10 protein-coding genes are annotated in these 12,251 nt (G+C 68.2%); 3 read left to right on the top strand and 7 right to left on the bottom strand.

Annotated elements, in window-relative coordinates; genetic code table 11:
• A partial coding sequence (locus AC1DXV_RS24300; protein ID WP_477935945.1) for an AfsR/SARP family transcriptional regulator occupies positions 1-835 on the bottom strand: 835 nt, incomplete at its 3' end.
• Between the two features lie 209 nt (positions 836-1,044).
• On the opposite strand from AC1DXV_RS24300, the gene AC1DXV_RS24295 reads away from it, so the two are divergent.
• On the top strand, positions 1,045-2,883 hold the full coding sequence (locus tag AC1DXV_RS24295) for a sensor histidine kinase (protein WP_477935943.1): 1,839 nt from the start codon (positions 1,045-1,047) through the stop codon (positions 2,881-2,883).
• Positions 2,884-2,908: 25 nt separating this feature from the next.
• On the opposite strand, the gene AC1DXV_RS24290 is transcribed toward AC1DXV_RS24295, so the two are convergent.
• Positions 2,909-4,399, bottom strand: a complete 1,491-nt coding sequence (locus tag AC1DXV_RS24290) for a serine/threonine-protein kinase (RefSeq protein WP_477866154.1) — start codon at positions 4,397-4,399, stop codon at positions 2,909-2,911.
• A 128-nt stretch (positions 4,400-4,527) separates the two neighbouring features.
• Here AC1DXV_RS24290 and AC1DXV_RS24285 point away from each other — a divergent pair, with 128 nt between their 5' ends.
• Complete coding sequence (locus AC1DXV_RS24285; protein ID WP_477866152.1) at positions 4,528-5,196, top strand: SOS response-associated peptidase family protein; 669 nt, start codon at positions 4,528-4,530, stop codon at positions 5,194-5,196.
• A 48-nt stretch (positions 5,197-5,244) separates the two neighbouring features.
• Here AC1DXV_RS24285 and AC1DXV_RS24280 read toward each other — a convergent pair whose 3' ends face one another.
• From AC1DXV_RS24280 to AC1DXV_RS24265, 4 genes are all read right to left on the bottom strand, one after another.
• Positions 5,245-6,621 (bottom strand): type II toxin-antitoxin system HipA family toxin, encoded by a 1,377-nt coding sequence (locus tag AC1DXV_RS24280; protein ID WP_477935941.1) that lies wholly within the window; start codon positions 6,619-6,621, stop codon positions 5,245-5,247.
• A complete protein-coding gene (locus AC1DXV_RS24275; protein ID WP_477866148.1) occupies positions 6,618-6,917 on the bottom strand; it encodes a helix-turn-helix transcriptional regulator in 300 nt (99 codons plus the stop codon). Before AC1DXV_RS24275 ends, AC1DXV_RS24280 begins: the two co-directional genes overlap by 4 nt.
• Before the next feature lie 107 nt (positions 6,918-7,024).
• A complete protein-coding gene (locus tag AC1DXV_RS24270; RefSeq protein ID WP_477935939.1) occupies positions 7,025-8,863 on the bottom strand; it encodes an RICIN domain-containing protein in 1,839 nt (612 codons plus the stop codon).
• Between the two features lie 192 nt (positions 8,864-9,055).
• Complete coding sequence (locus AC1DXV_RS24265; RefSeq protein ID WP_477866144.1) at positions 9,056-10,531, bottom strand: Fic family protein; 1,476 nt, start codon at positions 10,529-10,531, stop codon at positions 9,056-9,058.
• Positions 10,532-10,599: 68 nt separating this feature from the next.
• On the opposite strand from AC1DXV_RS24265, the gene AC1DXV_RS24260 reads away from it, so the two are divergent.
• Positions 10,600-11,700: a threonine aldolase family protein gene (locus tag AC1DXV_RS24260; protein ID WP_477935937.1), complete on the top strand. Its 1,101-nt coding sequence runs from the start codon at positions 10,600-10,602 to the stop codon at positions 11,698-11,700.
• 1 nt (position 11,701) lies between these two features.
• Here the strand turns inward: AC1DXV_RS24260 and AC1DXV_RS24255 are convergent.
• Positions 11,702-12,251: hypothetical protein (locus tag AC1DXV_RS24255; protein ID WP_477935935.1), on the bottom strand; the 550-nt coding region annotated here is incomplete at its 5' end.

The following is a 12,251-nucleotide window of genomic DNA, read 5'->3' as shown; positions in this document are numbered from 1 at the left end:
GCAGCGTCGTGGTCATGCGCAGGATCTGCCGGTGCAGGGCCTGCGTCAGCGGCGACGGCGACACGCCGAGCTCTTCGGACAACACCTCGCGACACCGCTCGTAGGCCATCAGCGCGGTGGCGCGGTCCCCGGTCTGCAGGTGCAATGACATGACCTGCCGATGCGCCGACTCGCTCACCGGCGAAAGCTTGAGCCGCGCCTGAGCCGCCCGAAGCGCCGGATGCCATTGCTCCTTGACCGTGCAGCGATCGACATGGACCGAGAACGCCTCGTCCCATCGCCGGCTCATCGTCTCTCGCTGCTGGCGCAGCCACTGCGTCCACTCCGACAAGCCGTCCAGGCTCAGGTCGCCCAGCAGTTGCCATTGCGGCGACGGGTCATTCAGCGCGGTGTCGATGGCCTCCTCGAGGGTCGGCTGCGCCAGCACAAGACCTGTTGCATCCAGCTCCAGGCGATCGGAGCCTGACAGCAGAGCGCAGCCGTGCTGGCGATACAGGCGATGCGACAGGACGCGCAAATTGGTGCGGGCCACCGGTTCGCTGGCCGTCGGCCACAGAAGTGCCGCGGCCCCGGCGCGTGACATTCCGCCGCCCAGTGCGGCCAGGCACAGGACGGCCGCCGTCTTTCCCGCCAGGATGAAAGCCTCGCCGTCGGCGCGCACGAGACGGACGTTGGACAGCAGCACCAGCCGCTGGCGCGCCGCCTGGACGTTCTTTTGCGCTGCAGGCCTGGTGTCGCTCAACGTCTCCACTTGATTCCTTTGTCGTTCGCATCGAATGAACGCATCGGCGTAACGAGAGGTAAAAAAAGTTCGTGAAGCGGCACGTCGTTTCATGTGTGCCGCAGGCGGCGCAACGCCGATTCTGCAGGGCACGGACGCTCCGATGCGTCCCATGAACATGTGAGCGCGAGGAGCGAGGGAGAGGCGGACGCCTGTGGATACCGCGCTTAAGCTCCCGTCATGCAGTACGTCACGTCTTCCTTCACCGAATCGCCCTGGGAATGCCGATGTGATCGCCGGCGCCGCACGCGCCGGACCTGTTGATGACGAGGGGACGCTGCCTGCGCGTGCTGATGGCCGCGTGGTCGCTGGCGGGCGCAGCACACTCTGCAGGCGTCGTCGCGCTGTCACCGCAGAAGGGCATCGTGTCGGTCTCGGATCTTGAAGCCGTGGTGTCCGTCAGCGAGCAGCCGCCGCCCGATACCGCGGCCTGGCGGCCGGTCCGGCTACCCGATCGCTGGGCCGAGAACGGCCGGGCGCGCGCAGGGACCGTGTGGTACCGGCTGCGCGTTCACATGGATCCCGCGCAACGCGAACCGTGGGCCTTCGAAGTGGCCTACGCGACGATGAACAGCGACCTGTGGGTCAACGGAATGCTGGTCGGGCGCGCCGGGCGCATGGAACCGGACAACTTGACGCGTCACTGGAACACACCGCTCCTGTTCATGGTTCCGCAAGCGGCATGGACCGCGACGGACAACCTCGTGCACCTGCGGGTGCGCTGTGGGACCAGCAGCGCCGGCGGCCTGGGCCACCTGTTCGCGGGGCCGGCCGCCGAGCTCTCGAAGGCCCATGAGCAACGTGTCTTCTGGCGAACCAGCCTGTTGACCGTCGTCGACGCCTACGTGTTTGCGCTCGGGGTGCTGTTCGCCATCATCTGGTTGCGCCGTCGCGAAGCCGTGCAATACGGCTACTTTGCGGCGGCGAGTCTCTTGTGGGCCGTTTGCACGAGCAACGACCTCCTCACCGACCCGCCACTTTCGCCGCATGCCTGGCAGATGTTGATCTTTCTCTGCAACATCTGGACGTCACTCCTGTTCGCGCTGTTCTTCCTGCGCTTCGCCGGCCGGTCATCACCGCGTCTGGAGCTCGGCGCGATCGGCCTGGTGCTCGTTGCCAATGCGCTGCAGTTCCTGGTCAACCCGATCCGGCAACAGATCGCCTTTGCGGTGGTGATCCTCGGCGTGCTGTCGCTTTGCGGCTGGGCAACCGTTTTGCTGCTGTCCGATGCGCAAGGCCGGTCGAGGCGCGACCGGCTGTTGCTGGGCAGCGCCGCCGTCATCGGGATGCTCGTCGGAGCTCATGACTGGCTGCTCACCATCTTCGTCTTGCCGTTCGACAGGCCCCACTTGGTGGCCTACGCCGCCCCCGTGACGCTGTCGATCTCGGCATGGGTGCTTGCTGGTGACTACACCCGCATCCAGGAGGACCTGACGCTGTTGAACCGCAGGCTCGCCGATCGCGTCCGGCAGCGCGAGATGGAACTGCGCGCCTCCTTCGCCCACCTCGCCGAGGCCGATCGCGATTTCGCCGTGGCCACCGAACGGGCGCTCGTTCTGCGCGAACTGCATGACAACGTCGGCACCCACCTGGCCAGTGCGATGCGGCAACTCGAAGGGGAGCGCACCGAGCCGCTCGCGGTCGCCCAGACGCTGCGCGAGACACTGGACCGGCTCAAGCTGCTGATCGATGCGCTGAGCATGCCGCCCGGTGACGTCAATGCGCTGCTGGCCAGCCTGCGCTATCGCTTGCAAAGGCGCATTCAAGCCGCCGGACTCCATCTGCGCTGGGAAGTCGATCTGCTGCCGCACTGGGAAGCAGGCGAGCATGGCGACGCGATGCGCCGCCTGCAGCAGCTGTTGCTCGATGCGTTGACGAACACCCTGCGACACTCGCACGCCACCGAACTGCACCTGGCGGCGCGTGCCACAGACGGCGGCATCGACGTCGCGCTCACGAACAATGGACCTGGCTGGGGCGGTGTTCCGGTCGCAGCGCTGCGAACGATGCACGAGCACGCCGTCGGGCTCGGGGCCGTCCTGGAAGTCAGCGCGCCCCACTCCGGAGCTTGTATCCGGCTGTTGTTGCCGCTGGCCTCTTGAGCAGAGCATTCACATCGCTACCCCGTCAGCGTCGAACCGATCCCTGCTGCAACTCCTCGCTCAGCTTCGCCCGGTCGGCGCCATTGGCACATTGCACGACCAGCAGGCGGAAGAACTCCGCCCGGGTTTGCGCCTGGCCGGCGACCCTCTTGACCACCACCGCGGCAATCGGTCCCATCCGGCTCGTCAATACGCGACATGCGTGGGCCAGCACCTCGGGGCTCGGGGGTTCGCTGCCGGCGAACGGCCCTGGAAACAGCGAGCCTTCAAGCACCCCGGCCGAAGCATTCATCGCCACCCCGAAAGCATCGCATTCTGCGGTGATGCGTTCGATGAAGGCGCGACGCTGAGCGGGCGGCACGTGCTCGACGAGGGTGGTGCTGAAGGACGCCAGGTCAAGACAGTTGCGGGCCGCCTTGCGCACGAGAACCTTGCCGATCGGGCCGACGAAGCCGACCAGCGCCCGTTCGGCCCGTCCCAAGGTGGCAGCGTCCAGGCCCGCCCACGATGCGGCGGCCGTACCGACGAGATCCGGACTCCGTGGCGACCCCGTTGTCAGGTCCTCGGGAAAGGCTCGCGTCGTGACGGTGCAGTCGGGGAACAGCGCCGCGGCCCAGGTCCGCATCTCGATGCCATTGACGCAAGACGAGATCGCGGGAGCCACCTCGGAGCGCTTCGACAGCGCGCCGCGAAACTCCGCAGCGCTTGCGAACCTGGCCTTCGGGTCCTTGGCCAAGGCCGTCGAGATGATCGAGTCGTAGAAGGCATGCCGGACCGTGTTCGCAGCCGCGCTCGGCGCCGGTGGATCATGGTCGAGCGTCGCGCGCATCACCGACTGCGAACGACCCCTGAACGGCGCCTTGCCGGTCAGCAACCGGTACAGCAATACGCCAGCGGCGAAGATGTCCACGCGATGATCGAGCCCCACGGCGGTGTACTGCTCCGGGGCCATGTATCCCGGCGTTCCGACCCAGGGGCCGCCCTGGGTCAGCGCGACATCTTCGACGCGCGCAATACCGAAGTCGGCGAGCTTGACTTCGCCCCTGGGCGTGACGATCAGGTTCTCGGGCTTGATGTCTCGATGCCAGACGCCGTGCCGGTGCACGCAATCCAGCGCGTCCAGCAGCTGGTCCATGATGCGCAGCAACTCGGCCTCGGACAGCATGGGCGTGCGCGACAGAATCCGTCCGAGGCTGAGTCCTTCGACCAGTTCCATCGCGATGAAGGCGCAGGCGTCGTCCTCGCCATAGTCGTAGATGGCCACGATGCCGGGGTGAGACAGCCGGCCGACCGCTCGCGCTTCGTTCTTGAAGCGCGCCGCGACGAGGTCTGCCATCCGATCGTGATCCAGCAGGTTTCGGCGAATGACCTTGATGGCCACCGGCCGTTGAATCCCCGGATCGAAGGCTCGATAGACGACCCCCATGGCGCCATGCCCCAGAACGCCGGTGATGCTGTACTTCCCCACGCGCGCAGGGTGGGATGCACGCCGGAGCGTATCGGCAAGGTCGGTCATCGGCCCCATGGTATGAAGTCGCCGGCGTTTGAACCTGCCATGAATATGGGAAGCGACGCTCGAGAAACGCTGATGAAACGGTCGCTGCTGCACGCTTCGGGATTGCCGACTTGCCGGCAACGCACACGATGGCCATCAACTATCACCCCGTCGCTGCCGCTGATCGCATGCTCTCCCACTTCGGCGTGGCTCAGCCCGAAGGTGACGTGACGGCAGGAAGTCTGCCGCTCTATCTCGCGCCATTCATCTCACGAGCACAGGATGGCAAGAGTTTGACACTGGGCCGGCGTGCCCAGGACGCGCCGGCCGACATCGCCGGTGATCTGGACATTTTTCGCCGTGCATGGCGTCGTGGTCAGCGCTGCATCGTCCCCACCGAGGCCATCTACGAACTGAACTATCAGACCGGCAGGCCTGTTCGCTGGCGAATCAGCCGCCGCGATCGCGCACCGATGGGGATTGCCGGCCTGTGGCGCTGGTGGAAGGACAACAGGACCGGCGAGGAGGTCCCCAGCTTCACGATGCTCACCGTCAACGCGGACACGCACCCGCTCATGATGCAGTTCGGCAAGCCATGGCAGGAAAAGCGAATGGTCGTCATCCTGGACGAGACGGACCACGACGCCTGGCTCACCTGTCGTCCCGATCACATGATGGGTTTCATGCACCCCTGTTCGGCTGACCGGCTTGTGGCAGAGCCCTGGCCCAAAGGCCGTTCAGGTGCCACGCCCACATGGGCAGGCGGCGTCACTGTTCTTTGGGGCACCGAGAGCCTTCCGGCAAGCGGCAAGGGGTGATCAAGCCGGCCTCAAGCCATGGATGCGGCAGAACACTGGCGCCCGGTCCTAGCTCGCCACCACCCGCCGCGCGACCGACGCCACCAGCGGGTGCGCGTTGAAGTGCGCCAGCAGCCGCGACTTCTGCATCGCCGTCAGCGGCGCCGCCGCGATCATCGCCGGCCACTGCGCGCAGGCCGCCCGCACCGCCAGCCGGATGACGGTGGCCGCCGGCTTCTCGGGAATGCGCAACGCCGCGCAGAAGGCACGCACCACCGCCGGCGACAACAGCAGGCGCACACGCGCCGCGGCCTGACTGGCCGGCGGCGCCAGCGTTGCCGGCAGCAAGGCCAGCGCATGGCCCTGGTGCCCGCTGTAGGCCGCGTACGCGACGATGTCGTAAGCGGGGCCGAGGCGCGGATGCACGCCGTCCGGGTAGACCAGCCCGATGTTCTTCAGGTGCATGTCGGGGTTGCCCAGCATCTCGTTGACGACCAGGCGCCGCAACAGCTCGTGCACCGCCGCCTCGCCCAGGCTGTCGAAGCCCATCAGCACCGCCGCCACATCCAGGCAGGTGCGCGAGCCGCCCTCGGCGCCGGTGCCGTACTTGTCCTCGGGCATCACGCCCAGCACCTGCGCGAAATCCTCGCAGTGCACGCGGCCGGACTCGCTGCGGTCGTAGCGCCGCACCGCGAGAAACTGCGTGCGCGCATCGGCATCGCCCAGATCGTAGCCGTGCCGCACCGCGAGCTTCTCCAGCGGCTCCAGCCACGCCTCGCAGACCTCGACGCCGGCCGCCGCGGCGAGCCGCAACGACAGCGCCTCCACCTCCGGCAGCAGCGGCTGCGCCACCACCGGCAGCTTCGCGATGATGTGGGTGTCGTGGTCCTTCGTGCGTGCCACGTAGCGGTCACCGTCGCGGATCGCCCCCACCTTCGGCTGCACGCCCGACAGCGAGACGCCGTCGTCCAGCGGCTCGGCGCTCACCGACATCTCCAGCGCGTCCTGCTGCTGCGTCACGCAGCGCGCCAGCTCGTCGCGCGACAGCGCCACCGGCAACGCGAGCAGCCGGCCCGGCAGGTCGCGCCCGCAGGCGGCCAGCATCTCGAAGTGGTCGCGCGGGTCGCAGCCCCGCAGCTCGGCCACCCGGTCGCGGAACACGCCCTCGGGCAGCAGGTTCTGGAAGAACGACGGCAGCAGCCAGCCGTTGCGGTTCGAGAAGCGGCCGTTGAAGGCCGTCGACCTCACGTCGCGCCACAGCGCCTGCTGCTCCAGCGGCGCATCGGCCAGCCACCCCGCCGAGACGGTCAGCGCGCCGGCGATCTGTATGAATTCTTCATCGGCGACGAAGCGCGTCACCACGGTGTCGGCCGCCAGCGTGTATCGAAACAGCACGCCGATGCGCAGCCCCTGACCCAGGAAGATGCCGAGCGCCTGGACGTTCATCGGGCCGGACGCACGCTCTCGAGCGCCGCCGCGACGCGCGACTTCACCTGCGGCTCGGTCGTCTGCGCCCCGGCATCGACCGCCGCCGACGCCGCACGCGGCACCAGCACCACGTCCAGCCCCAGGCGGTCGGCCACCGCCAGCAAGGTGCTCAGCTTGAAATCCTCGCGACCGCTCAGCACGTTCGTCAGCGTGCGCTGCGAAACACCGGCTTGCTCGCGCAACTGCGCCTGCGTCAGCGTCGACGCCTCGAGCGACGCCCGCACCACACCCGACAGATCACCTACAGAGTTCATGGCAGCAAAGTAGTCGAATTGAAGTTTCGACTACTTTGCAGTGTATGCCTCTGGGCCAGAAGTGGCAATAAATTGCCACATTCTGGATCTAGACTACTTTACTTCCATCAGCGTTGGTACACCCGGACGTAGTCGACATCCATGCGCTGCGGGAACACCGTGGCGCCGTTCGGCGCACCCGGCCAGTTGCCGCCCACCGCGACGTTCAACAGKATGTGGAAGCGCTTGTCGAACGGGGCCGGGAAGGCGCCGCCGCTGGACCACCACTGCKTCTGCGTGTTGTACAGCGTGCCGTCGACATAGTGGCGGATGACGCCCGGCTCCCACTCCACCGCGTAGGTGTGGAAGTCGTTGAGGATGCTGCTGGCCGGCACGAAGGGCTTGCCCGAGTTCGTGTTGTTCGGCCAGGCGCCGCCGTAGTGCAGCGTGCCGTAGACGGTGTTGCCGCCGGCCGCGCCGGCATTCACCGCCTCCATGATGTCGATCTCGCCGCTGGCCGCCCAGCCGCCGTAGACCGAATCGGACGGCAGCATCCAGAAGGCCGGCCACAGGCCCTGCCCGCCCGGCAGCTTGATGCGCGCCTCCATGCGGCCGTACAGCCAGTCGCCCTTGTTCAGCGTGCGCAGCCGCGCCGAGGTGTAGTCGCGGCAGCCGTCGGTCGAGCAGAAGCGCTCCTTCAGTGCCTTGATGCTGAGCACGCCGTTGGCCACCGAGGCGTTCTCGGGCCGCGCGGTGTAGTACTGCAGCTCGTTGTTGCCGCCACCGCCGCCGTTCACCTCGAAGCCCCACTTGTTGCCATCGATCGCACTGCCGTTGAACTCGTCCTGCCACACCAGGCGCCAGCCTGCGGGCGGCTGCGTGGGCGGCTGGGTCGGCGTCGTCGTGTCGCCGCTGCCGGCCGAGAAGGCCCAGCGCTGGTTGGCCTGCGTGCCGGTGCAGTCCCACTGCTGCAGCTTGCCGCCCGACGCAGTGCTCCACTCGGCCACGTCCAGGCACTTGCCGCTGTGGCGCGCGACGACCTGGTAGCCGTCGGGCGTCGCGTTGACGAGGAAGCGCTGGTTGTCGCCGGCGGTGTCGGYCCACTGGGTCAGCAGCGCGCCATTCGCGGTGGAGACGCCGGCGATGTCGAGCGACTGGTGCGTCTGCGCATTCGAGAAGCGGTAGGCGCCGCCCTGCTCCGGCAGGACGTCGAACTTCTGCGTCTGCGCGCTGCTGCAGGTGGCCTGCACCGCAGCCGTACCGGCGGCCGCGCTGCCGCCCTGGATGTCGACGCACAGGTGCGAGTGGTTCGAGCTGATCGTGTACTGCCCGACCGGCAGCGTGCCGCGGCCGGTCGCCGTCAGCGGATGGAAGTGGTACTGCTGCGCGCCGCTGCCGTTGCAGCTCCATTGCTGGATGTTGGCGCCGTCGTTCAGCGAGGCGCTGGCCACGTCGACGCACTTGCCGCTGTTGACGTTGGTCAGCACGTAGCGGTTGCCCTGCACCCGCTCGATGCGAAAGCGCTGCGCGTTGGTGCCGTTGTCGGCCCACTGTTGCACGTTGGCGCCGTCGGCGGTGCCGGCCGATGCGACATCGACCGCCTTGCCGCTGCCGACGTTGATCAGCTTGTAGACGCCGGCCGACGGCTGCGAGACGTCGAAGGCCTGCGCCATGTTCGCGTTGCAGCCGGCCTGCTGGATGTTGCCGCCGTCGGCGGTGCTGGCCGCGGCCACGTCGACGCACTTGCCGCTCAGTGCATTGACGATCACGTAGCGGCCGACCGGCAGCGTCGCGGTGGAAATGCCTGCCGCCACCTCGCGGCCGGCGCCTTGCGCGGCGGCGCTGCCGTTGGTGGACGACGCCCCGTCGTCGCCGCTGCCGCAGGCTGCGACGAACGCTGCCGCGGCGATCGCCAGCGGCAGCAACGAGATCCGGTGGCCCATGCGGACCGTGTCGTGGTGTGCCATGAAGATGCTCTCCCCCTGTGAATGCAGGCGGATTCTGGAGGGGCGCCAAGAGCCCGGGAACGGGGTCATTGCAACAAGCCGAAACCCGGTCGTGCTGCACCAGGCCGCGCTGTTCCAGCAGGCGATCCATGTCCGGATGCGTCGCGCCGATTGCGCCGTGTTACGTAACAGGCGGGGAAACTGGAAACGCTTTCAGTTCGGCGCCGCGAACCGCGCCGCCGCAGCCTGGACCGCATCGAACACGCCGTCGGGCACACGGTTCTGGAACTGCTTGCGCCGGTGCATCGAGACCTTGCCGCCGTTGTCCAGCGCGCTCAGCACCAGCGTCGCAAGATCGCTGCCCCGCAGGTCGAAACGCTCGCCGACGGTTCGAACGATGGCGTCGTAGCGGGCGAGAAACTCCGTCTCCTGGCGCAGCTCGACTTCCAGCGCCTGCTCGGCCATCCGGTAGCCGAACTCGACGCAGGCGGTGGCGTCCCAGTAGCGGTAGAGGGCATCGTCGCCGCGGAACTGCAGGTCGTACTGCCCTTCGTCGATCCACCGCACGCCCCAGAACTCGCGCACCGGCCGCGAGTAGCGCTGCAGCACCGCCAGGTAGTCGTCTTCATGCCGCTTCATCGCCACCGACACCGGCAGCAGCGTTCCCTTCGGCAGCTGCCCCGAGCGGCACAGCGCCTGGTGGAACAGGAAGCGCGACAGCCGGCCATTGCCGTCCATGAACGGATGGATGAACACGAAGCCGAACGAGACGATCGCCGCGGCGACGATCGGATCGATGACGGTGGGCGCGGCATTCGCGAACGCCATCAGTTCGTCCATCAGCTCCGGCACGAGTTCGGGCGGCGGCGGCACATAGGTCACGCCGGCCGCGCCGCGCGCCGGGCCGCGCAGCCAGTTCTGCTCGCTGCGGAACTGCACTGCCTTCACGTGCAGGCTGCTCACCGCCGCGTTCTGGAGTTCGACCAAGTGGTCTTCGCTCAACGCAGGACCGTCATGCGCCTGGTGCAACAGCGCGATGAAGCGGCGGGCCTTGTCTTCGGTCGGCGCCTCGCGCTCGATCGCGAACGAGTCTTCGGTTTCGTGCAGGTAGGCCCAGCGCAGCGCACGGTCGGTCATGCCGGCACCGAGCGAATCGATGAACTCGCGGGTGCGTTCGAGCACGCCAGAGGCCATCGCCTTGTCGAGCCAGGGCGTGCGCTCGACCGTCGCGCAGTAGCGCAACGACCCCAGGCCGTTGAACGACACCCGCCAGCGGGGGTCGCGGCGCTCGGGTCCGGTCAGGTAGCGCGCCGGATCGAACACCGGCACCGTCTGTCCACCAATCGCCGGCAGGTCATTCAACTCCCGACCGGTGAAGCGCTCCCACAGGCAACAGGCCAGGCGGATGTAGGCGCCGCTCGGCGACTGCCGGAGCTGGTTCAGCAACGCCGCGGGGTCCACGCGCGGCAGGGCCTGCGCGAGAATCTGCAGATCGACGCCCTCGTGCTTCAGCGCGAAGAGCAGGTGCGCCAGCGGCTGCGTCGTGTCGGGTGCAACACTGCGGGGAATGGACAGGAAGGTCTCGCCCGGCTCGATGCGCGTGACCGGCTTCAGCCATGCCGGCTTCGCGGGCGGAAGCGCCGCGAGCGACAGGGACTGGCGCAGGTGCTCGTACCCGACAGGCCTCATTTTTCTTGTCCGCTTCGAAGTTTTTTTGGATTCTAGGGATATCGGCTCATTTTTTTTGAATTTCGCTCATGCCCCACACCCCTGAACAACGCCAGCAATTGCGTCGCCAGTGCACACTGGTCGTCCCCGACTTCGCCACGCCCACGCCGGCCGAGGAGTTCGCCCGCATGGCCACCTGGTGCGAGGCCCACGACGTCGAGCACGACCACTACGGCAACGGCGCGCTGGCGGCCGACTTCGAACGCAAGATCGCCACGCTGCTCGGCAAGCCGGCCGCCGTCTTCATGCCCAGCGGCGTGATGGCGCAGCTCGCGGCGCTGCGCATCCACACCGAGGCGGCGCGGCTGCCGCGCTTCGGCCTGCATCCCACGTCGCACCTGGCACTGCACGAGGAGGAAGCCTTCAGCGCGCTGCTGCAGTGCCACGCGGTGCCGGTCGGCGACCGCCTGCGGCCGATGCTCGCGGCCGACCTGGACGCGGTGCGCCAGCCGCTCGCCTGCGCGATCGTCGAGCTGCCGATCCGGGAGGCCGGCGGCCAGCTGCCCACGTGGGACGAGCTGCAGGCCCTGCACGCTGCGGCCCGCCGGCGCGCGATGCCGCTGCACCTCGACGGCGCGCGGCTGTGGGAGTGTTCAGCGTTCTACCAGCGCAGCCCGGCCGAGATCGCCGCCGGCTTCGAATCGGTCTACGTGTCGCTGTACAAGGGCATCGGTGCCGTGTCCGGGGCGATGCTGGCCGGCAGCGAGGATGTCATCGCGCAGGCCCGCCTGTGGCGCCGGCGCCTGGGCGGCACGCTCTACCACCTGAGCCCGATGCTGGTGTCGGCCGCGATGCGCTTCGACGAGCGCCTGGCGCTGATGCCGGCGCTGTACCAGCGCGCGCTCTCGCTGGCCGCCGGGCTGAACGCCATCTCCGGGCTGCGCGTGAACCCGCGGGTGCCGCAGACCAACCTGCTGCACCTGTTCTTCGATGCACCGCCCGATGCGGTGCTAGACGCGCGCGACGCGCTCGCCACGCACGACCGCTGCTGGCTCTTCGGCCACGTGCGCGCCGCCGAGGTGCCGGGCTGGAGCGCCACCGAGCTCTACGTCGGCGACCGGCTGCTGCAGGCCGACGACGCGGCCGTGCTGCCGCTGTTCGCGAAGCTGGCCGCGATGCTGCGGACCTGAATCAGGGCTTGATGAAGGTCACGCTGTAGCTGAAGCTCTTCGCGACGCCGCCGATCTTGACGTTCGACACCGTCACGCCGAGCTTCGTGTCGGCCGGCGCCCGCGACCACGGCTGCCCGGTGCCGCCGATCGACCAGGCCATCGTGTTCTCGGCATAGTTCCTGTCGAGTTCGGCCACGCCGGTCACCGGCACGGCCGCGCCGGCGTCGTCGGTCATCATCACGGTGGCCGCCGAGAAATCCGCACCCGGGTACGAGAACGACCAGCGCATCGCCGGCTCGGCGATGCTGCTGTCCCACGGCACGTAGCCGCGCGGCGGCCACGACATGCCGTTCGGCACGCTCGGCGCCGCATGCGTGTTGCCCAGCACCCACAGCGCATTGCCCTGCGGGGTGTCGCCGGTGCCGACATCGCCGAGCACCAGGCTGAAGACCCAGCGCCGGTGGCCRAGCGACGCGACGCCGCCGTCCATCACGTACAGCGGGATCGAGCCGATGCCGGAGCTGTTGGCGCTGGCGCTGTTGAGGTTGGTGCCCCAGGCGATGTTCGAT

It is taken from the genome of Rhizobacter sp. P3_C12, from assembly GCF_056402735.1.
Note: the sequence above shows the minus strand (reverse complement) of the source record. Positions and strands in the feature narration are given on the sequence as shown.